This window comes from Gordonia aichiensis NBRC 108223, assembly GCF_000332975.1.
GTDB classification, from domain to species: domain Bacteria; phylum Actinomycetota; class Actinomycetes; order Mycobacteriales; family Mycobacteriaceae; genus Gordonia; species Gordonia aichiensis.
In genome coordinates this window covers 1-21,104 of sequence record NZ_BANR01000007.1, presented here as the reverse complement: position 1 = coordinate 21,104, position 21,104 = coordinate 1, and the positions used below count along the sequence as shown (strand labels likewise).

Annotated in this window: 22 protein-coding genes; 9 read left to right on the top strand and 13 right to left on the bottom strand. The window is 64.4% G+C overall.

Annotation, left to right across the window (positions count from 1 at the left end; all coding sequences use genetic code 11):
- Positions 1 to 33 precede the first annotated feature (33 nt).
- Positions 34 to 1,701: a DNA repair helicase XPB gene (locus GOACH_RS10300; RefSeq protein WP_005174246.1), complete on the top strand. Its 1,668-nt coding sequence runs from the start codon at positions 34 to 36 to the stop codon at positions 1,699 to 1,701.
- A 24-nt stretch (positions 1,702 to 1,725) separates the two neighbouring features.
- Here the strand turns inward: GOACH_RS10300 and GOACH_RS10295 are convergent, their stop codons facing one another.
- Positions 1,726 to 2,289 (bottom strand): hypothetical protein, encoded by a 564-nt coding sequence (locus GOACH_RS10295; RefSeq protein ID WP_005174242.1) that lies wholly within the window; start codon positions 2,287 to 2,289, stop codon positions 1,726 to 1,728.
- 161 nt (positions 2,290 to 2,450) lie between these two features.
- On the opposite strand from GOACH_RS10295, the gene GOACH_RS10290 reads away from it, so the two are divergent.
- Positions 2,451 to 3,602: a pyridoxal phosphate-dependent aminotransferase gene (locus GOACH_RS10290; RefSeq protein WP_005174241.1), complete on the top strand. Its 1,152-nt coding sequence runs from the start codon at positions 2,451 to 2,453 to the stop codon at positions 3,600 to 3,602.
- Between the two features lie 7 nt (positions 3,603 to 3,609).
- Here GOACH_RS10290 and GOACH_RS10285 read toward each other — a convergent pair whose 3' ends face one another.
- Both GOACH_RS10285 and GOACH_RS10280 read right to left on the bottom strand, forming a co-directional pair.
- A complete protein-coding gene (locus GOACH_RS10285) occupies positions 3,610 to 4,638 on the bottom strand; it encodes an NADP-dependent oxidoreductase (RefSeq protein WP_005174233.1) in 1,029 nt (342 codons plus the stop codon).
- A gap of 79 nt (positions 4,639 to 4,717) precedes the next feature.
- Complete coding sequence (locus tag GOACH_RS10280; RefSeq protein WP_005174231.1) at positions 4,718 to 5,101, bottom strand: DUF1304 domain-containing protein; 384 nt, start codon at positions 5,099 to 5,101, stop codon at positions 4,718 to 4,720.
- A gap of 93 nt (positions 5,102 to 5,194) precedes the next feature.
- On the opposite strand from GOACH_RS10280, the gene GOACH_RS10275 reads away from it, so the two are divergent.
- Positions 5,195 to 5,794: a TetR/AcrR family transcriptional regulator gene (locus tag GOACH_RS10275; RefSeq protein ID WP_005174229.1), complete on the top strand. Its 600-nt coding sequence runs from the start codon at positions 5,195 to 5,197 to the stop codon at positions 5,792 to 5,794.
- On the opposite strand, the gene GOACH_RS10270 is transcribed toward GOACH_RS10275, so the two are convergent.
- Together GOACH_RS10270 and GOACH_RS10265 are read right to left on the bottom strand one after the other, a co-directional pair.
- The gene (locus GOACH_RS10270; RefSeq protein ID WP_005174228.1) at positions 5,783 to 6,442 is read right to left on the bottom strand and encodes a TetR family transcriptional regulator; all 660 of its coding nucleotides are present in this window, start codon (positions 6,440 to 6,442) and stop codon (positions 5,783 to 5,785) included. The two genes, GOACH_RS10275 and GOACH_RS10270, sit on opposite strands and share 12 nt — an antisense overlap.
- 27 nt (positions 6,443 to 6,469) lie before the next feature.
- Positions 6,470 to 8,704, bottom strand: a complete 2,235-nt coding sequence (locus GOACH_RS10265) for an MMPL family transporter (RefSeq protein ID WP_005174226.1) — start codon at positions 8,702 to 8,704, stop codon at positions 6,470 to 6,472.
- A 164-nt stretch (positions 8,705 to 8,868) separates the two neighbouring features.
- Here GOACH_RS10265 and GOACH_RS10260 point away from each other — a divergent pair, with 164 nt between their 5' ends.
- From GOACH_RS10260 to GOACH_RS10250, 3 genes are all read left to right on the top strand, one after another.
- Positions 8,869 to 9,498, top strand: coding sequence for an alpha-ketoglutarate-dependent dioxygenase AlkB (locus GOACH_RS10260; RefSeq protein ID WP_005174224.1), 630 nt, complete (start codon positions 8,869 to 8,871; stop codon positions 9,496 to 9,498).
- Between the two features lie 97 nt (positions 9,499 to 9,595).
- Positions 9,596 to 9,946 carry a hypothetical protein gene (locus tag GOACH_RS10255; RefSeq protein WP_005174222.1) on the top strand — a complete coding sequence of 117 codons (351 nt, stop codon included), beginning with the start codon at positions 9,596 to 9,598 and terminating at the stop codon, positions 9,944 to 9,946.
- On the top strand, positions 9,946 to 11,880 hold the full coding sequence (locus GOACH_RS10250; protein WP_005174219.1) for an alpha/beta hydrolase: 1,935 nt from the start codon (positions 9,946 to 9,948) through the stop codon (positions 11,878 to 11,880). The genes GOACH_RS10255 and GOACH_RS10250 overlap by 1 nt, the downstream gene beginning before the upstream one ends.
- Positions 11,881 to 11,891: 11 nt before the next feature.
- On the opposite strand, the gene GOACH_RS10245 is transcribed toward GOACH_RS10250, so the two are convergent.
- The 3 genes from GOACH_RS10245 to GOACH_RS10235 all read right to left on the bottom strand — a co-directional run bounded on the left by GOACH_RS10245 (position 11,892) and on the right by GOACH_RS10235 (position 15,077).
- Positions 11,892 to 13,601 (bottom strand): adenylate/guanylate cyclase domain-containing protein, encoded by a 1,710-nt coding sequence (locus GOACH_RS10245; protein WP_174320827.1) that lies wholly within the window; start codon positions 13,599 to 13,601, stop codon positions 11,892 to 11,894.
- A gap of 157 nt (positions 13,602 to 13,758) precedes the next feature.
- Positions 13,759 to 14,313 (bottom strand): YceI family protein, encoded by a 555-nt coding sequence (locus GOACH_RS10240; protein ID WP_005174217.1) that lies wholly within the window; start codon positions 14,311 to 14,313, stop codon positions 13,759 to 13,761.
- 116 nt (positions 14,314 to 14,429) lie between these two features.
- Positions 14,430 to 15,077, bottom strand: coding sequence for an NUDIX hydrolase (locus tag GOACH_RS10235; protein WP_005174216.1), 648 nt, complete (start codon positions 15,075 to 15,077; stop codon positions 14,430 to 14,432).
- 120 nt (positions 15,078 to 15,197) lie between these two features.
- Between GOACH_RS10235 and GOACH_RS10230 the strand changes: the two genes are divergently transcribed.
- The 3 genes from GOACH_RS10230 to GOACH_RS23980 all read left to right on the top strand — a co-directional run bounded on the left by GOACH_RS10230 (position 15,198) and on the right by GOACH_RS23980 (position 17,999).
- Positions 15,198 to 15,548: a hypothetical protein gene (locus tag GOACH_RS10230; protein WP_005174215.1), complete on the top strand. Its 351-nt coding sequence runs from the start codon at positions 15,198 to 15,200 to the stop codon at positions 15,546 to 15,548.
- A gap of 73 nt (positions 15,549 to 15,621) precedes the next feature.
- The gene (locus GOACH_RS10225) at positions 15,622 to 16,014 is read left to right on the top strand and encodes a DUF1990 domain-containing protein (protein ID WP_005174214.1); all 393 of its coding nucleotides are present in this window, start codon (positions 15,622 to 15,624) and stop codon (positions 16,012 to 16,014) included.
- Positions 16,015 to 16,292: 278 nt separating this feature from the next.
- Positions 16,293 to 17,999 carry a protein rep gene (locus GOACH_RS23980; RefSeq protein ID WP_005174213.1) on the top strand — a complete coding sequence of 569 codons (1,707 nt, stop codon included), beginning with the start codon at positions 16,293 to 16,295 and terminating at the stop codon, positions 17,997 to 17,999.
- Positions 18,000 to 18,030: 31 nt separating this feature from the next.
- Here the strand turns inward: GOACH_RS23980 and GOACH_RS24250 are convergent, their stop codons facing one another.
- The 5 genes from GOACH_RS24250 to GOACH_RS10195 form a co-directional block, all read right to left on the bottom strand.
- Positions 18,031 to 18,546: a helix-turn-helix domain-containing protein gene (locus GOACH_RS24250; protein WP_231895604.1), complete on the bottom strand. Its 516-nt coding sequence runs from the start codon at positions 18,544 to 18,546 to the stop codon at positions 18,031 to 18,033.
- 225 nt (positions 18,547 to 18,771) lie between these two features.
- Positions 18,772 to 18,963 carry a hypothetical protein gene (locus GOACH_RS23715; protein WP_156525565.1) on the bottom strand — a complete coding sequence of 64 codons (192 nt, stop codon included), beginning with the start codon at positions 18,961 to 18,963 and terminating at the stop codon, positions 18,772 to 18,774.
- A gap of 303 nt (positions 18,964 to 19,266) precedes the next feature.
- On the bottom strand, positions 19,267 to 19,743 hold the full coding sequence (locus GOACH_RS10205) for an HIT family protein (protein ID WP_005174206.1): 477 nt from the start codon (positions 19,741 to 19,743) through the stop codon (positions 19,267 to 19,269).
- Entirely contained in the window at positions 19,740 to 20,561 is an 822-nt protein-coding gene (locus GOACH_RS10200) for a macro domain-containing protein (RefSeq protein WP_217999514.1), read from the bottom strand. The genes GOACH_RS10205 and GOACH_RS10200 overlap by 4 nt, the downstream gene beginning before the upstream one ends.
- 17 nt (positions 20,562 to 20,578) lie before the next feature.
- The coding region (locus GOACH_RS10195) for a TIR domain-containing protein (protein ID WP_245551872.1) at positions 20,579 to 21,104 on the bottom strand (526 nt) is incomplete at its 5' end.

Genomic DNA, 21,104 nt, shown 5'->3' with positions numbered 1-21,104 from the left:
ACCGCCGACGGCCGCGCGCATACAATCGACCGGGTGACTGATGGACCCCTGATCGTGCAATCCGACAAGACGCTGCTCCTCGAGGTGGATCACCCCGATGCCGCGGCAGCGCGCGGTGCGATCGCCCCCTTTGCAGAACTCGAGCGTGCTCCCGAGCACGTGCACACCTACCGGGTGACGCCGCTGGCGCTGTGGAATGCACGCGCCGCGGGCCACGACGCCGAGCAGGTCGTCGACGCGCTCGTCTCCTACTCGCGCTACGCGGTGCCCCAGCCGTTGCTGATGGACATCGTCGACACGATGGGCCGCTTCGGAAGACTGCAACTCGTGAAGAGCCCGGTGCACGGCCTGACACTGGTGAGCTTCGACCGTGCGGTACTCGAGGAGATCCTGCGCAACAAGAAGGTCGCACCGATGCTGGGTGCGCGGATCGACGACGACACGGTCGTCGTGCATCCCTCCGAGCGCGGCCGTCTCAAGCAGGTGCTGCTCAAGGTCGGCTGGCCGGCTGAGGATCTCGCGGGGTATGTCGACGGCGAGGCACATCCGATCACCCTGGAACAGGACGAGTGGCATCTGCGTGACTATCAGGAGATGGCCGCCGACTCGTTCTGGGCGGGAGGTTCGGGCGTCGTCGTACTCCCGTGTGGCGCGGGTAAGACGATGGTCGGCGCCGCCGCGATGGCGAAGGCGCAGGCGACCACCTTGATTCTGGTGACGAACACCGTCGCGGGACGGCAGTGGAAACGTGAGCTGATCGCGCGCACGTCGCTCACCGAGGAGGAGATCGGGGAGTATTCGGGCGAGCGTAAGGAGATCCGTCCCGTCACCATCGCCACCTATCAGGTGATGACGCGAAAGTCGAAGGGCGAGTACAAGAATCTCGATCTCTTCGACTCGCGCGACTGGGGTCTCATCGTTTACGACGAGGTGCACCTGCTACCCGCACCGGTGTTCCGGATGACCGCCGACCTCCAGTCGCGGCGTCGGCTCGGCCTGACCGCGACGCTGGTCCGTGAGGACGGACGTGAGGGCGACGTGTTCAGCCTCATCGGACCCAAGCGATACGACGCCCCGTGGAAGGACATCGAGGCGCAGGGGTGGATCGCACCTGCCGACTGCATCGAGGTACGGGTGACCCTGACAGACGAGGAGCGCCTGCAGTACGCCGTCGCCGAGAACGAGGAGAAGTACAAGCTCTGCTCGACGGCACACACCAAGGTCAATGTCGTGAAATCGATCCTGGCCAAGCACGCGGGCTCCCAGACGCTGGTCATCGGCGCATATATCGATCAGCTCGAAGAACTAGGTCGGGAGCTCGACGCCCCGGTCATCCAGGGTTCGACCAAGAACAAGGAGCGCGAGGCGCTGTTCGACCGGTTCCGCTCCGGTGAGCTGCAGACGCTCGTCGTCTCGAAGGTCGCGAACTTCTCGATCGATCTGCCGGAGGCGTCGGTCGCTGTGCAGGTGTCGGGAACGTTCGGCTCCCGTCAGGAGGAGGCCCAGCGGCTCGGACGCCTGCTGCGCCCCAAGAAGGACGGCGGACAGGCACACTTCTACTCGGTGGTCTCGCGTGACACCCTCGACGCCGACTACGCAGCCCACCGGCAGCGTTTTCTCGCCGAGCAGGGCTACGCCTACCGCATCACCGACGCCGACGACCTGCTCGGCCCGGCCATCGGCGAGGAGTCCGCAGGCTGATCCTGCTCGTGCAGATCCGACTGCTCATGCCAGCGCCTCGAGGCAGTATCCGATCGAGCGCGGTTCGCTGAACTCCCACTTCGTGAGGCCGTCTGCGCATTCGACACCGCCGTCTGAGCGTTGCACCGTGCGCGCGACGACCGTAGCCGAGCGAGGTGTCGCGGCGCAGTCGACCTCACGGTAGTCGACGAGACGACCGCCCGGTGTCGGCACCTGGTAGCACTGTCCGGCAACGAAATTCGGTGTCATGCAAAGCTTCCGGTCACCCTTGTCGAATGTCAGGCCTGCGCTGTTCTTACTCGCGCACTCGGCGTCGGACGGGACCTTGGTCGCGACGTAGAACGTGAGATCGTTCCCGGAGCAGTCGCTGCGCGTCGCCTTCACGTTCCCCTGGTCGTCGGTCGACGCTCCGATCGCGACGCAGTGCCCGACGTCGACGTCCGCTGCATCGTCGACCATGTCGTCGCCGACCGTGACCCCGCACGCGGCGACGAGGGTGAGTCCCATGCAGGCGCCGACCGCGCCGAGGCGCCAGCCGATGCGCCAGAGCGGGCCGTGCAGGACGTGGGTCCTGGCGGGAGTGAACATCGCGAATCCTCTCGACGGTGACACCGACTGTCGGCGCCACGGCAACATTCACTCCGTGAGCTTGCGGGGTTCTTGTCATCGACTTGGTGTTCGCGGCGTGGACTCGGCGTTCGAGGCGCCGGCGGGTGCATCGAACATCCGACGTGTGACAGCCTGGGACCATGACCGTCGAGCGCCTGCGTCCGTTCTCCAGCACGATCTTCGCCGAGATGTCGGCTCTCGCCGTGCAACACGACGCCGTGAACCTCGGACAGGGATTCCCCGACACCGACGGCCCCGAGTCGATGCTGACCGCCGCGAAGGACGCGATCTCGGCGGGGAGAAACCAGTACCCGCCCGGCATCGGGGTGCCCGAACTGAGGGAAGCGGTCGCCCGGCACCAGCGCGAGCACTACGGGCTCGACTACGACGCCGACACCGAGGTGCTCATCACCGTCGGCGCGACCGAGGCCATCGCGGGTGCGATCGTCGGCCTGGTCGAGCCCGGCCGCGAGGTGGTGATGATCGAGCCGTACTACGACTGCTATGCGGCGACCGTGGCGATGGCGGGAGGCGTGCGTCGCGTCGTCCCGCTCGTCTCCGACGGAGACGGCTTCCGCCTCGACCGGGAACGACTCGCCGACGCCTTCGGTCCGAAAACCTCGGTGGCGCTGATCAATTCACCGCACAATCCCACCGGGACAGTACTCTCCGACGACGACCTCGCGGCGATCGCGAGCCTGTGCGTCGAACACGACGTCGTCGCGGTGACCGACGAGGTCTACGAACACCTCCTGTTCGACGGGCGCACCCACACGCCATTGGCCACACTGCCCGGTATGCGTGAGCGCACACTGCGGATCTCCAGCGCGGCAAAGACATTCAACTGCACCGGCTGGAAGGTCGGGTGGATCAGCGGGCCCTCCGAACTGGTCGCGGCGGCGCGTGCGGCGAAACAGTTCATGACCTACGTCGGCTCCGGCCCGTTCCAACCCGCCGTCGCCACCGCGCTCGACACGGAGATGGAATGGGTGCACAGGTCGGCAGCAGAACTCGAGGCCAAACGCGACCTGCTGACCCGGGCACTCGTCGACTCCGGATTCGACGTACACCGCAGCGAAGCAACGTATTTCGTCTGCGCCGACCCGCGGCCGCTCGGCTATTCCGACGGCTTCGAGTTCTGCTTCGCGTTGCCTGAGCGGATCGGCGTCGCCGCGGTCCCGGTCAGCGTGTTCGCCGACGACAAAGAGCCCTGGAACCACCTGGTGCGGTTCGCGTTCTCCAAGCGCGACGAGGTGATCGCGGAGGCCGCACGACGTCTGCGTCGACTGTGACGAGGCGTCAGATGCGCACGACCATTTTGCCGATATTCGCTCCGCGCATCATGTCGAGGAAGGCATCGACCGCGTGGTCGATCCCGTCGACGACCGTCTCGTCATAGACGACCTCCCCCGAGGCCAGCCAATCGGACATCTTCGCCGTGAACTCCGGCGCCTTGTCGAAATGGTGGCCCACGGTGAAACCGCGCAACGTCAACCCCCGCGTGATGATGTTGGACATGTTGTCGGGCCCGGGAATCCGCTCGGTGGAGTTGTAGGCGACGATCGCGCCACACAGCGCCGCACGGCCACCGTCGTTGAAGACGTCGAGGGCCGCCTCGAGGTGATCGCCGCCGACGTTGTCGAAGTAGACGTCGACGCCGTCGGTCGCCGCAGCGCGGAGTTGCTTGCGGATGGGTGCGTCCTTGTAGTTGAGCGCGGTGTCGAATCCGTAACGCCCGGTGAGTAACTCGACCTTCTCGGCGCTCCCCGCCGAGCCGATGACCGCCTTGGCGCCGAGTAGTCGGGCGATCTGGCCCGCCGCGGTTCCCACCGCGCCTGCCGCACCGGAGATGAACACAACGTCGCCCTGTTTCATCTTCGCGATCTCGGTCAAGCCCACGTAAGCAGTCAGCCCTGTCATGCCGAGCACGCCGAGGTAGACCGACGAGTCGAACGCCTTGTCGCCGTTGGCATCTGTGGGCGGATCCGGAAGGACGGTGAATGCCTTGGCAGGCCCCTGCGCCACGTCGCGCCAGCCCAGTTGATGTAAGACCAGTGCACCGACCGGCACGTCGTCGGAACGCGACTCGACGACCCGCCCGACCGCACCGCCGGTCATCGTCTCGTCGAGCGCGAACGGTGGAATGTAGCTGCGTGTGTCGATCATGCGTCCGCGCATGTACGGGTCGACGGAGACGAACTCGTTGGCCACGCGGACCTCACCCGGCGCGAGGTCGTCGAGCGTCACCTGCACCGTGCGGAAGTCGCTGTCCTTCGGCCAGCCGACCGGGCGATTCACCAATTGGATCTGCGTGCTCGTTGTGCTCATACGTCCACTCTCCTCGTATTTCGTATCGATGGGACTGCTCAATAGGTCTGGTACATGGGTCCAGGACCAGATGTTCGGATCATGCGATGAGTGCCACGGCCAGCAGAACGACCGCCACCAGCGGTGTCGCGAGTTGAGTCAGTGCCGCTCGGGCCTTCGTCGGCGACGACGCCAGCAGGACCAGGCCTGCTGCGACCATCGAGCCGCAGCCTGCGAAGATCAGCGCTGCACCGACGTCGCGATGAGTGAAGACGAGCACCGCCCCAACCGCGGCGATCACGGCGAGGAACAGGTTGTAGAAGCCCTGATTGAAAGCCATCTCGCGGGTGTTGGCCGCCTCGTCGGCCGAGAGCCCGAACGTACGTCGGGTGGCCGGCGCGGTCCACAGCAGCGACTCCATGACGAAGATGTAGCAGTGCAGCACGACGGCCACACCCACGAACACGACTGCGGCCACGATCATCCGACTCTCCCTGCCTCCGGTTCTGCACTGGTCGTTACACTATAAGCATAGTAGAATGGTCGTTGCAATAAATTCTCGAACGAGGAGATCACCATGGGCCGCACCGCCACCTTCGACAGAGCCGAGCTCGTCGGTGCCGCCCGTGACCTGTTCTGGCGCCGCGGCTTCGGCGAGGTGTCGGTGACCGACATCGAGAAGGCGACCGGCGTGGGACGGTCGAGTATCTACCACGCCTTCGGAAGCATGCGCGGACTATTCGACACCGCCGTCGAGGACTACCTGAACACAGTCGTCCGACCGCGCCTGGCCGGCCTCGTCGCCGACGAGGTCTCCCCCGATGCGCTCATCGACTACCTCGCGGGTCTCCGCGATGCCATTCTGACCATCGCCCAGACAGGCGCAGCTCCGGCGGGGTGCCTGATCCTGACCGCGTCTGCCACACCGATCGGCTCCGACGAGACCGTGCACGCCGTCATCGAGAGTTATCGCGCCGAACTCGCTTCGGCGGTTCTCCGCGGTGTGCAGGCCCTCCTACCGGATGCGACGCCGAGCGTCGTCGATCATCACACGCGGCTGACCGTGGCCGCGATCATCGCGGCACAGTGCTTGGCCCGTATCGACGCCGCCGAGGCGGCGCGCACGCTCGATGCTGCGGGCGAGGCACTCGGCGCCGCGGCAGCGCTAGAGGGGTAGTCCCGCTTCGAGGAGATCGACCGCCTCGAGAAGCGTGTCGAGCAGCTTGCCGTCGCGAGGGTTGTCGATTCCGTTGGCGATGTGGAACATCATTCCGCCCACCGCAGCGATGAACACACGCAACCGACTGCTGTCCCGATCGACGCCGAGGTAGTCGGCGATGAAGTCGGCTGCCTCGGAGATCGCTCGGTCGGATTCGACCTGGTTGACCACGAGTAGCGCGGGCTCGGACTGGATGAGCTTCATCCGCGCGGGATCCGACGCCCAGTCGTCGGCGAGGACGAGTCCGACGAGTCGGCGCACGATCTCACGCAGCAGGTCGAATCGTCCGAGCCCCGGCGGGATGGATGTCAGCGACTCCTGCCACACATCGTCGAGGTCGTCGTTGATGACGACCTGCTCCTTCGACTGGAAGTAACGGAAGAAGGTCGTGTGCGACACCTCGGCGGCCTCGGCGATCTGCGCGACGGTTGTCTGCGCGTACCCTTGCGCGTCGAACAGTTCCATCGCCGCTGTGCGGATCGCCGCACGCGTGCGTCGTTTGTGCTTCTCGCGCAGCCCGATGGGGCGCTCGACCTCGTCGCCGGCCGGACGCACGGCCGAAGCGGACCCGGAAGCCACCACCGCCGTGCTCACCGCCTCAGCCATCACGATCCCCTCGTCTCGTCCCAACCGTCAGCTCGACGCCGCGGCGACCTCGCGGGGTTCGTCGGCGCTTCCCTGCGGGATGCCGCGATCGCGCACCGTCTCCCCCTCGATGTCGAGGTTGGGCACCAACTTGTCCAGCCATCGTGGCAGACCCCAGGCCCGGTCGCCCAGCAAAGTGATCACAGCGGGCACCACGATCATCCGGATGATGAAGGCGTCGAACAATACCGCGATCGCCAGCGAGAAGCCGAGCATCTTAGCCGTCGTGTCAGGCGACAGCATGAACGCTGCGAACACACTGATCATGATGATCGCCGCCGAGGTCACCACACGGGCGCCATGGCGATATCCGGCGATAATCGCATCCTTGGCACTCATCCCGTGGATGTACTCCTCGCGGATACGGGTCACCAGGAACACCTGATAGTCCATGGCGAGGCCGAACACCACTCCGATCAGGAAGATCGGCAGGAACGACAGGATCGGCTTGGTGTTGTCGATCAGGCCGAACCATCCCTCCTGGAAGATCGCGACCGTCACGCCGAACGTCGCCAGCACCGAGAAGATGAATCCGATGGTGCCGATGAGCGGCACCCAGATCGAGCGGAACACCGCGATCATAATGAGGAATGCGAGCCCCACGACCACGATCAGGTACGGGATCAGCGCTTTGTCGAGCTTGGCCGACAGGTCGGACATGATGGCTGTCTGCCCACCGACGTGAAGTTCGGCTCCCGCTCGTTCGGCGTCGGGGCTGAAGTCGCGGATCTGTTCCATGAGATCGTGCGTCGCTTCGTCCGATGGAGCACTCTTCGGCGTCACCGAGATCAACGCGGAGTTCGCGCCGACGTTCGGCTGCGTCGTGCCGTTGCCGATCCAGGTGAGGGTCGATGCATTGGCGACGTCGGGCAGTGTCTTGATGTGCGCAACGGTCTCGGTGGCCGCGTTCTCCACCGTGCCGCTCTCGGAGTGCAACACGACGAGCAGCGGCCCGTTGATGCCCTCGCCGAATCCGCGCTGCAACAACGCCTGGGCCGGCGCTTCGTCGTCGCTCGAGAGTGACAATCCGAGTTGGAGCTTGCCGACCGGGATCGCGGCGAGGACCAGCACAGCGAGACCGGCGACGATGAACGGGATCGGTCGTCGAACCACCATGCGGCCGAACCGGACTCCGTTCGTGTCCGCGGTGTCGGACTCCTCGGCGTGCTTGATCCACGGAATGCGCGGGGTGAACGCGAACCGGCCGACGGCGCCTAGCAGCGCGGGGATCAGGGTCAGCGCCGCGAGGACCGCCATGAACACCGCGACCGCTGCACCGGCTCCCATCTGGGTGATCAGCGGGATACCGACGACCATCAGCGCGACGACGGCGATGATCACCGTCAGTCCGGCGAAGACCACCGCCGAGCCTGCCGTACCAACGGCGCGACCGGCGGCGTCGGCCCTGTCACCGCCGCGTTTCACCTCACCGCGGTAGCGGGACACGATGAACAGTGCGTAGTCGATCGACACGGCGATGCCGAGCATGGTGACGATGGCCGTCGCGGTCTCGTTGACCGTCATCACCTCGGCCGACAGCCGCAGGAGCATGATCGTGATCATCACACCCATCAGGCCGGTGATCAGCGGGATGAACGCGGCGACCAGCGCACCGAAGGCGACGATCATCACCACGAAGGCGATGGCGAAGCCGATCAGCTCGGCCTTGCCGCCTGCCTCCATCACGCTCATCAGCGAGCCGGTGGCCTCGATCTGCAGCCCATCACCGCGGTGCTTTTCGAGGATGTCGGTGAGCTGCTTCTTGTTGTCGACGGTGAGATCGGTGAGTTCGATGTTCTGCCGCACCTGTATCAACCCGACCCTGCCGCCGTCACCGACGACCGACGAGGCGAGCTCGGGTTTGGCCGCGGCGACCGTCACCGGGTTGACGACGGTGGCCTTGTCGGTCAGGTCGGGCAACGTGTGCAGGTCTGCCACGAGAGCGTCGATTTGCGCGGAATGCTTGGCCACACCGTCGTCGGCAGCAACCAGGACACTTGTCGACGCCTGCGATTGCTGCTTCATGACCTGCGGGAAGTACTCCTCGACCTGAGAGGTCGCGGTTCCCGAGTCGGTTCCGGGGAGGTCGAAGTCCTTGGCGAACTTGGGATTCAACGCACCTACGAGCCCGATGAGCAGGGCCGCGATGAGCACCCACGCACCGATCACCCACCATTTGTGGCGGAACGAGAATCGCCCCACCCGGAACAGCAACGACGCCATCAGCGAACTCCTAGGAACTGTTAGTGGCTAACACTTGTGCTCCGGTATACAGATCGATTCCAGCGTCGTGCCACCTTCGCGCCGCGATTGTGAGCGACGTCCCACCGCCATCCACACTCGTCAGTCTACGAACATGCGTTCGATAAGGGTGTAGGCTGTCGGCCATGAGCGCGGGAGTCCAGGGATCGATCTTCGATCTCGATGCCGAGTCACCCCGGTTAGGTGACCTCGGACGCCACGTCGAGCGGCGCACGCTGACCGACGGCGCATGGGTGGACCTGCGACCGGGATGGATCAGCGGCAGCGTCGACCTGTTCGACGCACTGCGCACCACGGTGCCGTGGCGAGCCGAGCGTCGTCGGATGTACGACAGGGTCGTCGACGTCCCGCGGCTGGTCTGCAACTACCGTGCGCACGACGAACTGCCCGACCCGCTCCTCGACGATGCCAGGTCGGCGTTGACCGCCCACTACCGCGACGAGCTACCCGAAGGCTTCGCGACGGCGGGGCTCTGTCTTTATCGCGACGGATCGGATTCGGTTGCGTGGCATGGTGATCGGTTCGGTCGCGGCGCCACACACGACACGATGGTCGCGATCGTGTCACTCGGCTCTCCACGTCCGTTGGCGCTACGCCCCCGCGGGGGCGGGACGTCGTTGAAGTTCACGCTGTCCGCCGGCGACCTGTTGGTGATGGGCGGAAGTTGCCAGCGCACATGGGAGCACGCGGTGCCCAAGGTCCGCGGCGTCGGTGCGCGGATGAGCGTGCAATTCCGGCCACCCGGCGTGTGGTGAATCCGGCGAGATCACCGGGAACCTTCGCGCCCACGCGCGCGTCAGAGTTTGTGCCGCCGGCGCCGGCCGGTGGAGTCATCTGACCCAGGGGGCCTCCATGAGTCCGAGCGATCTCGTGCCCGACTTCGTGACGAAGACGGCCGACAGCATCTACGGTGTACTGCGATTCGGTGTCGACCCCGACGAGATCACGTCGATGGCGACCTGCTGGCGCACTCAGGGCTCCGCCGTCGCCGACATCGAACTCGGCGCATTGTCGGCGGCCACCGGTTCGGAAAGCAGCGTCGTGGCCGCACTCCACAGCGCACACTCTGCGGCGTCCCCGACCCTCGCGTCCGTTGCGACGCGACTACGCACCCTCGGCAACCACCTACAGACGTTCAACGACTCGACCACCGCCGGCGACGCCTCCGCCGCAGCATCGTTGCGCAGCCTCGTGGAGCGGTGATGTCTCCGACCATCTCGCTACTGCGCTCGTGGAGCACCGATTCGATGACGGCCGCAGGCGACGCTGCGCAGTCCGCCGCCGCAACTCTCGACGCCGCACTCGATGCCACCATCCGCGCATTCGACGGCGCGGTGCTCTGGCGGGGCGCCGCGCACGATGCCGCCTGTGTCCGGGTGACGCAGGAGCGCGATCACGCCGACGAAGTGCGCAACGTGCTGAACCAGATCGCCGACGAGGCCAAGGACGCCGCAGCCGACATCGCGCATGCACGCGACTACGTCCTCCGCCAGGTTGCGAGCGCACTCGCCCAGGGCTTCACCGTCTCCGACACCGGAGAGGTGAGCCGCGTCGCGAACTCCGCGGACGATGACTCCGCGGACGACAACTCGGCCGACAACGACAAGGCCTCGAGCCTGCAGGCGCAGATTCAGCATGGACTGAACACGGTCGGCGTGTACGACACCGACTACGGGAACCGGATCGCCGACCTCGCCACCGATCTCGCCACGATGGTCAACGGACAACCCGATGTCCGGCTCCCCGACGGCACGTATGCCGACGCCGACGATCTGGTCAGGCGATTGTCGACGATGCGACCAACAGAGATACGCGCAACGCTCGAGGCCATGAGTCCTTCCGATGTGCGACGACTCATCGCGGCCGACCCGATCGCGATGGGCAGACTCGACGGCGTGCCATTCCCGTTGCGTGCCAACGCAAACGAGGTCAACATCCGCAACGCCCTTGCCGATGAACGGCAAGCCGGTCGCGGGAACGGCCCCCGCGCACGGAGACTGATCGAGTTCCTGCGTCAGGTTCCCGATCCGCATAAGGCCGAAGGCTTCGACGATCCGCGCGCAGGCGATGGCGCGGACGATCACCTGGTCGAGCGATCATTCATCGTCTTCGACAACACCGAGAACGGTCACTTCATCGAGATGATCGGCCAATTGGGGCCGGGCACGCCCAACGCTGCGGTGTATGTACCGGGCACGGGAACGAACATGAACGACAGCGCGTCGAACACGAAGTCGGCGTGGAACCTGTCGAAGCGCACCGGTGGCCCCGTCTTCGTCTACGCCGACGGCAACCTCCCGCAGAAGATGGGATACGAGGAGTGGCCCAAGGTGGCCTCCGATGCTCTTAAGGGCGGGGCGGCCGGTGCACGCGCACTGGGTCCGGCGGGAATCGTTCCCGGTGCGCTATTGGGCTCGGCGCCCGCGCTGGCCTCGTCGATCAACGACTCCGCTCTCGATCCGCAGCTGGCACGCGACATGGCACCAGGGTTGGTGAGTTTCGGTCACGCGCTCGACGCCGAGATCGAGGCAACATGCCCGGACGCGAAGACCACCTACATCGGTCACTCCTACGGCGGATCCGTCGTCGGGTCCGCCGAACAGCTTGGACTACGGGCAGACCGCGTGATCTATGCGTCGTCGGCGGGCACCGGGGTATTCGATACGCCGTGGAGCAACCGCGATGTCGAGCGCTATTCGCTGACGGCGCCGGGCGATCTCATCCAGGCGTCGCAGTCACTGCCCGGCAACCCGCATGGCGCCGATCCCGACACGGCCGAGGGCGTCATCCGCATGGACACCGGATACTACGGCGAGCACAACCCGGACAATCACGGCTTGGTGCAAGGGCTGAAGGGGCACGGCGAGTACTGGAACGATCCCGATTCCGACGCCTTCGAGAACATGGCCAAGGTGGTCCGCGGCGAGACGCCGACGCCCTACGTCGAGCGGGCCGCGGACATGCCCGGCAGCGACGCGGCACACGCCTATGCGCGGCGTGCCGCCGTTGGTGCCGCCGACGCCGCGGACACTGCCGAGGCGGTCATACCGCCACTGGTTGCGCTACTCGACGAACTTCGCAACGGCCAGCTCCACCTGCCACGTCTTCCCGACGTTCCGCTGCACCTACCGCGATGACGCGCGTCGGGTCACCTGTCGGAGTGTCTCGACGAGCCGGTCGCCATCCGGATCGCCGGGCCGAGCAAACCCGAGAGCAGGCCTCCGATCGACAACGGCGTGTGGCCGTCGAGTCCGATGGGTGCATACATCTCGGTGATCTCACTGCGTCCCCGCATGACCCGACGGTCCACCACGGCCCAGTGCTCGCTCTCCTGCTCCGACGCCTCGACGGCCGCTCCGCTGGCGAGGACGGGATAGCGCCCGCCGCGCGCGGCTTCCGAGAGTCGTGCACATTCGTTGACCGGGTCGCCGATGACGGTGTACTCGTAGCGCCGCTCTGCACCGATGTTCCCGGCGAAAACGGTTCCATACGAGACCCCGATCCCCCACCGGATCTCGAGTGCCTCGGTCAGCCCCCTGGCCAGATCGCGCGCGGCGGCCAACGCCGCGGCGGCCGGGTCGTCGAGTTCGACTGGAGCGCCGAACACGGCGAGCGCCGCGTCACCCTCGAACTTGTTGACGAAACCACCGTGCCGATCGACCACGTCGGCGACCACGGAGAAGAAGGAATTGAGCAGTGCCGCAGTGTCCTCCGGTGCCCGGTGCTCGGCCAGCGACGTCGAACCGACGATATCGACGAACAGCACGCCTACCTGGCAGTTGGAGCCGTGCATACCCGCGCCGCGTTCGATGGCCAGCTGCGCGACGGTGTCTCCGACATGACGAGCGAACAGTTCCCGCATCCGCTCGCGCTCGTCGAGCCCCTCGACCATCTCGTTGAACCCGTGTTGCAGTACCCCGAGTTCGGACGAGTCGTACACGTCGACGTGCGTGGCCAGGTCGCCGTTCTGAACACGCTGGACGGCGTGCCGCAGTTCGGTGAGCGGGTCGATGATGGCCTGTCCGACCAACATGATGACCCGGACCCCCGCCGCGAGACCGATGGCTGCGAGCACCACCGTCGTCCAATCGATGCGGCCGACGGCCGGCGGCAGGAGTCCCGAACCGCGCCCCGCATTGATGATCAGCAGTCCGATCATCGGGACAAAACAACTGATCGCCCATACCGCGGCCATGCGCGCTCGCACGCCCTGCACGGCATGGGTTGCCGGGTGATCCTGCAGGGCGATGATCAGCAGCGGACGTGCCGATCGTTCGGCAAAGAGATAGGTAAGGCAACCCAGCGACAGCCCGGCCAGCGCGAAGGCGACTGCGACACCGAGGAGGTCGTCGGCGCTGAGCTTGTCCAGCGAGAGCACGACGTAACTCAGCACGGCCAGCAACCAACCGACGATCGTCGCCATCGCCTGCGCGAAGGGGATTCGCTGAACCGAGCGCCTGCGAGCCCGGTCGGCCTGCTCTCCGCTGACGAACCACCGCAGCTGTGGTGCCATCACGGCGAGTACGAGCGCCACGTTGACCACGAGACCCACGACGATTGCCGCGACCACCGCCGGAAAGTTGGGCGCGCCCAACGTCGTGGCGAAGGTCATCTGGCCGCCGTTGTAGGCGAGTTGCACCAGCAGAAAGGTCTCGAGGCCGACGAGCACGTTACTGCCGACGATTGCCGAGCCGGCGATCAGACTCGCGCGGCGGGCGAGCCGGATGCGCTCCGCGCGGCCGATGTCACCCCATTCGCGCAATGTCGGCGGACGCTCGACTCCCCAGACGAACGTCGAATATCGACGCCTCGCGCGAGACCACCTGTCGTCGTGGTCGCCGGAGCGTTGCGGTTGCACCGAGACGCCTTTCTGCCTGTTCTGTCACAAAAGACTACTCATTGTGACAGCAGACAAAAGCCGACGCCGTTCCAAGGGGACGCAGGAACGGCGTCGGCTTCGAACTCGCACATCACGTCGCCGATCCGACGATGAGGGCGAGCGGTCTCGCGAGGGGTCAGGCCTGTGCCTTGACCGCCTCGATCTCGAGGTTGATGGTCACCTTGTCGCCGACGACGACACCGCCACCTTCGAGAGGCATCTCGATGTCGATGCCGAAATCCTTGCGGTTGAGCACGGTGCTGGCCTCGAAGCCCGCAACCTCACCCTGTCCCATACCGGCGTTCGAGCCGTTGAACTCGAGCGAGAGGTCGACCGACTTGGTCACGCCGTGCAGGGTGAAGTCACCGGTCAGCACGAAGTTGTCACCGTCGGGACGCACGCTCGTCGACACGAAGGTCGCCTTCGGGAACTTCTCCGCATCGAAGAAGTCAGCGGACTTGATGTGGCCGTCGCGCTGCGGGTTACCCGTGGTGATGGTGGTGACGTCGATTTCGGCCTGCACCGACGGGGTGCCGTCCTCAGCGACGGTGATGGTGCCGCTGAAGGTTTCGAACTTGCCGCGCACCTTGCTCACCATCAGGTGCTTGACGACGAAGCCCACGGTCGAGTGGGTGGGATCGATGTTCCAGACGCCTGCCTCGATGGGGGCCTTGACGGTGCTTGTGGTCATGGTGAAACTCCTCGACTTCTTGTCTGTTTCGGGTTGTGGTCCGTGGACCGTCTTCTCGGCCCATCGCTCATTCTAAACGGACCGTGGTCCGATTTCATTCCACTGGGTCAGATTTTTTACTTCCAAGCGAATACTGGCTGCTCATAGCCGTCGACTCGGGTGTCACGTCCGCGCAGGACGACCTCGACGAACTGATAGATCACCGCCGCTGTCGGCGCGTGAAGCAACGCCGACCGCCCGCTCGGCGAGTGGTCGTCGGGGTCTCGACGCAGGCCGGGGATGCGCAGTTGGATCACCGGGCGCGGCGATTCCGGGATGGTGATGAACCGCGGCTCGTCGAGCAGATCGTCGAGCGGCACGAAGAACAGTTCCGACACCTCCGCCGGGCTCGGCGTCGGAGGTGGCACCTCCTCGTCAGACCAACACACGACGGGCGTCATCAAGAAGCCCGACCGCGTGGGGTAGTCGTCGAGCAGTCCGAGTACGTCGTCGGGATGGAGCGTGACCCCGAGTTCTTCCTCGAGTTCACGTAGCGCGGCGTCGATGACCCCTTCTCCCGGATCGAGACGCCCGCCGGGCAGGGCGAACTGTGCGGCGTGTTTACGCATGGTCAGCGGGCGACGCAGAATCCAGATCCCCTGTCTGTCCGCCTGACTCGAGATCACGATGGCGACGGCAGCGGGTCGCGCAGCGGGATCGTCGACGACGCGGCGCTCGAGCGCCGCCAGGCGATCAGTGGCAATCGTGCGATCGATGGATGTCACACATCCAGTTGACCATGACCCGACACTCGCTCACGATGGGCGGCTCCGGGCGCTGACGATCACGCCGACGAGCGGTCGACGTCGTCGTTCGCACACGCGCGGCGTTCCTAGAATGAGGCGATGACCGATGTACGGACGGTTCGCGCGCGCAAGCTCGTCGATGCGGTCGCTGTGGCAGCAGGCGTCCTCCTCGCGCTCGTGGCCATGCCCCCGCTCGCGGGAACCAGCCGCGACTGGCTCGGCCTCCCGGAGCCGACCGCGGCCCCGCTGGATTACCCGCAGAGCAGACCGCTCATTGCCACGTACTGGCTGCCCTGGCTGGTCGCGTGGGTCGTGTTGATGATCCCTGCGATCGCGCTGATCGTCCCGGTACGCACCCGACGCTTCGGCGTGGGATACGCCATCGCATTCGCTGTTGCCGGCGGCACGGTTGGCCTCGTGGCGTGCTGGTTCACCTGGGGACTCGGATGAGACCGGACGCTCGGATCAGACCGACTCGAGTGCCTGCATACCGCAGACTCCGCTACCGAGGGCAGTGCGGGGTATGACCGACCTCGGCAACTGGATCGGCGCGTCAGTCACCTACGACGAGATCGGCGCTACTCGCGGAGTGCCCCCTTCAGATGCCCACGTACTTCAGGCAGAACGGGTCGTCGGCCGAGGCGAATCCGACTTCAGGACCATCGGGGACGCGATTCTTCGGTACGAAATGCACCGAGGTGCTGGACTAACCGTACGGGCGAGCACCCCGTCGGCCCAGGTGGGCACGGTAATGATGTGCTCCGCATGGTTTCTCGGACCCATCCGCGTCCCGTGCCGAGTGGTGTACGTCGTCGACGAACCCGATCGCTCCGGATTCGCCTACGGCACGCTACCCGGGCATCCCGAAAGCGGCGAAGAACTGTTCGCGGTGGAACGCCTCGGGGCGACGCGGTGACGCAGTGCCTGAATACAAGAAAACCACCTGTTGCCAGGTGGTTGTTCTCAGTGGCCAGGGCCGGGATCGAACCGGCGACCTTCCGCTTTTCAGATGGTTGATCATCTGAGCTAGAACGGTTTTCGCACGTCATAGGTGTTCTTACGCGTCGTACGAGACGGGTGAGAACTGTCTCGTTTCACTGGTTGGCCGACCTTTGGCCGACCCAGATTGATGGATAGCTCCCGAAATAGGAGCCCCCGCGCCAGCGGTAACTGGCCGGGGGTACGGGAGCCGAGATGCGGTCGATTCCGACTACCAGTGTATCTGCGCACGAGCCACGGAAGAACAATTCCAGTGGCAACCGATCCCCGGAGGGGTCGGGCGGCAGCGCAGGTTGTTTTGAGCCCGCCCTTCCTGGCATGGAGTTGGCCGGAGCGGGAGCCGGTGGAGGCCGGACGGCGGGAACGCAGGACCGGAGCCGGGAGGCCGGGAGCGGGAGCGCGGACGGTGGGGTGCCCGGAGGGTGGGGCCCCGACGGCCGCGCGGGAGCGGGAGGCCGGGAGGGGCAGGGCCGTAGTGGGAGCCGGGAGGCCGGAAGCGGCGGGAGCGCAGGCAATCGGAGCGTTCAGCGCAATGGCCGGGTGGACCTGGGTACTAAACGCGGACAACGTTTCCGCGGATCGGATCGCAACCACAACGGCAACGCGCGGAGTCGACGTCGGGCTCGTGCGGAGGCACGCGACGAGCGAGGTAAGGGGCGTGCGACAGCCCGCCGGATCACGACTCTGGACCGGGTGCGCAAATGCGGTACTCCGTTTCCGCATGGTGCGGCGTTCAAAGTGGGTTCGGCTGGGAATGTCTCTGTTGCGGGGTTATCGACGTGCGGCAGCGTGTGGGCGTGTCCGGTGTGCGCGCACAGGATTGCGGTGAAGCGCGCGATGGATCTCGGTCGCGGGATTGCGCGCTGGGTGTCTGCGGGGAACTCGGTCGTGATGGTGACTTTCACCGTTCGGCATGACCGGGACGACGCCCTGGAGGATGTCTGGAACGCGTTGATGACGGCGCAGCGACGAGTGGTGAGTGGTCGCGCATGGAAGAGGGATCAGGCGGACTTCGCTATCGCCGGATACCACAGGACCACGGAGTGCACACTGTCCTGGGAGAATGGTTGGCACGTGCACTTTCACGTCCTGTACTTCATTGAGCAGCGACTGCTCACGGCGATTGAGCGTGCCTCGCTGAAAGTTCGGCTGTTTGAGCGCTGGACGGCCGGTCTTCGTCGAGCTGGATTCGATGCGGGTTGGGAGCACGGCATTGATGTGCGCGCAATGAAGTTGGAGAACCTCGCCGCCCACGAAGGCGACATCGAGAAGGCCATGCTCGAAAATCCAAGTCTTGCAGACTATCTCGCCAAGAGTGGAGCGCGATCGGCAGCGCAGTTGGCCGATGGTCGGCGTCTCGCGTTGGAGGCGTTGGCTCATACGGGCAAGACGTCGCAAGGCGGCTACACGCCGTTCGCGCTCCTCGGGATGGTTCGTGAGCTGGAAGACATGATGAGTATGAACGCGAAGCTAGGTGTGGCGAGCAGCGCGAAGCTACGCAAGATGTGGGGCTGGGCCAAGGCTCATTGGGAGGAATGGGAGACGTTTAGCCTGAACCGGCGTCAGGTGACGATGAGTCGCGAGGACAAACGTACGGGCAAGAAGGGCCTAGTCAAGCTGTTGAAGCTGAAGGATGCGGATGTCGACGACGACGTTTTGGCTCAGGATGCCTCAGTCGACGATGCTGAGGTCGTTGCAGTCATGCCCGCGGAGTCGGTGCGAAAGCTGATCAGCGGCGGGAAGTGCGTAGAGAGTCTGGGTGCTGTGCTCGAAGCTCAGGGGATGTCGGCACTGCAGCTGACGTGCACAACGCTCGGCGTGGAGTTGTTGACCGACGACGCCGCTCTCGGACTTTGGGAGTTCGAGGAGCAGAGGATGCGGTACCTGGAGCGAAAGCCTTGAACAATCAATAGGCGGACTAACGGGCCACAGCTCAGATGGCTAGAGGAACCCGACTGCCGTCGGATCGTTTGACGGTCACCTCCAGTTCACCGCCGGTGGCTTCGACATATTTGCGGAGAGTCGCGATCCGCGCGGCGGCGATTTGCCCGTGCTCCATCTGCGAGACGTGCTTTTTTCCCACACCGATGAGCTTCGCCAGGGCGGTCTGTGTGTAACCTGCGTCCTTTCGCAGTTCACGGAGTCGGCACTCTGCGGCCTCTGGTTCCATGGCCTCGCGGTAGCCATCGACCTCGGCGCGGTCTGCGGTCAAGGACTTGGCCGGGCGATCGTTAGGTGCGGTAGCGTCTCTCTTCTTCGGCTTAGGAGTGCGCGGCTTCTCGTCACTCGCTGGAGCCGGTCTCCGAGCCTCACACGGCGGCATCAGACGCTCCAGATTGCCGCCCGTCAACCCGCTGGTGACACTGACGTACGTTACCCACGGCATATCTGCCTTGCGATCCGTCTTCGCCAACGCCGCCTCGACCTGCTCTTGAAGGAGGGCGGTCACCTGGTGAGAGACCGCCCTACTCGCGGCCACCCGGCGTGAAGCTTCAGCGAGCTTACTCACATCGTCATCGCCAGACGGTCGCTCGGTGTCCATATCCCCTTGCATCGGCACAGGTTACCAGTTGAAACTGGTACTACAAACGATCAGACCAATCCAACTCCGAGTTCAAGGAATGAACGCAACTTGGCTGAATTCGGCGTTAAGGCCCTCACGAATTAATCAACGTTACTTTGCACCGTCGTAGTTTTTAAATCTCGCCAGGAGCTCGTCGGCCGCGGAGGCAACGCTCTCTGACTTCTGCAGACCACCACGCCAGTCAGCATTCTTGATGTAATGTTTGATTTCGGGCAAGCGGTCGGAAATATATTCGAGAAGTTCTTCCTCAGAAAAGCTCTTCCAGCGATCTGGATCTGACATCGTGTTACGCCACTCCGTTCGACTTGCGATCGACCCATGACTCGCGGTGGGCCGATCCATGAACCTCGTCATCAACATGGGTTTCTCGCGGACGCACGCCCACTGTGGGTCCACGATATCGTCTTGTGTGACCCGGCCTGACCTTATCTGCACTCGATTTTCAACCTTGACGGACTAGGGGCGTGCGCATCGCTGGCGGTGACTGAGTCGCAAGAGGATTAGCTGGCGAATCAGCCACCCTCCCGCGACCAGCATGACGTGAACTCAAGGTTGTAGTGCCTGTCATCGCTGTGGTGCGAATATCTACCCGGTAGTGAATCCGAGTTCGGAGCTAATTGGTGCTGCCGCCAGGATCTGTGCGGCGATCTGATCGGTTTGCTCCACCGAGAGTTCGGGAACGTCATCGAAGTCAGTGCCACCGCCGGGCAGAGTGCCGGCGATGTGAAAGTGGAGGTGTGGAATCGCTTGGTGGGCTGCCGTGCCATTGTTCTGCCAAACCGCGATTCCCGGACGCTCGAACGCAGCATCGATTGCCGCGGCCGCCCAAGCAAGGGTGTCCATCATCGCGTGGCGTTCGTCAGGTTCAGACTCAAGCAGAGTCGGGTAGTGGCGCACCGGAAGTACGAGCAGGTGCCCGATGCCGCGCTGCTCTCTTGTGACAAGCACGGCAATCAGGTTGTTGCGGCATAGGATGGTGAATGGCCTTGCCCCACTGAGGTAGTCACAGAACGCGCAGGGTTTCTGATCTGGGATGTCGAGACTGCTGTCGGTGTCGTTCATCCGGCGACCAACGAGCGTAGGAACGCCTGAAACTCGGTACGGTCGATCTTGCCGATCTCATTGGGATGTACGACGATACGCAACTCTTTGGAGAATCGCGACCGACGAGTGCGAAGCAGGAAAGAGAAGGCAATGAGTCTGACAGCAACTTCTGCCGTGAGTTCGGGTATTCGGGACTGGCCTTGACCGAGCAGCGGCACGCAGATCGGTTCGCCGTTTCCGCAGCGGTCGGCAGCGTCCCACACGCTGTCGAGGCTGTCCAGAATTCCCCGGATCGTCCCCTTGGCTCGGTTGTGTTCGTCCATGGTTGTGTAGGCAACACAGTAGTAGTGCGATGTACCCTGGCCCCGAAGGACCGCGACGGTGCCGACCGGATAGACGTCCTTCTTGCCCGGCTTCGTAATCGTTCCAACGGTCGCTGTCCCTGCCAGCGCAGATGCTAGCTCGGCATCGAGTCGCGATTGCGAATCGCCGTAGATCACCCGAAGCATGTTGCCCTGGACACTCCCCCTATCGATGATGCCCGGTTCGGTGTCGAAAGTTGTGGTCATCCCGATCAGCGATGACTCCTTCTGGTCGAACAAGTCGCCCGTGATAAGCCTGATGACGATGTTCTCTGCAGGAAACCGCTGCTCGGGGTCCTTCTGCCGCAGGAAGATCAGCGCCCACGCGGCGGCGATCGCTCCGGCAACGATAAGAAGCCACCATTGGCCCTTGATCAGATCTGGAGCGAAAAGAGCGACCGCCCCGGCCAGAACAGCCAACGCGCCCAATGCTTCGAGGAATCGCCGGGCCAGTCCTTCGGCGTACCGTCTCACCGACCGTTTGTATCGCACTAGTTATTCAATCCCAGGCTCTCGTATACCGACTCTTTGTAGTGATAGGAGCCGGTCTTGTCCGAACTGGCGAAGTCGGGAACATAGTGGTCCAGTGCATATTTAATGATTGTGGGGCCGAACGAGACCGACATCGTGAAGTAGTCGTTCGCGGAGAACGGGGCAGGAATGTTGCCGCTGACACCTACTCGGGATCCGTTCAGGTTCGCAACGACCACGGGCAGGTTCAGAGCGAGGATCGCTCCCACTTCATAGGCAAGAAATGACGTCCCGTTCCCGCCTTTACGCCGGGCGTCTGAGCTTCCGAGTAGCACGACTTGTTTTGTGTTATTCAACCGCTCACGCAGGCGGCGCTTGATGGTGTCAGGCGTGCTGGTGTCACGCGCAGTGTAGATGTCGTGTGCATTGACGAAGTCGAAATCAATTGACTTGTTTTCCCTCCAAGCCGTCATCAATCGGTAATAGTGGATGTCTTCACTTGCGAAGGCCACATAAGTCTTGTTGCGGTAGCTCATCTTTAGGCTC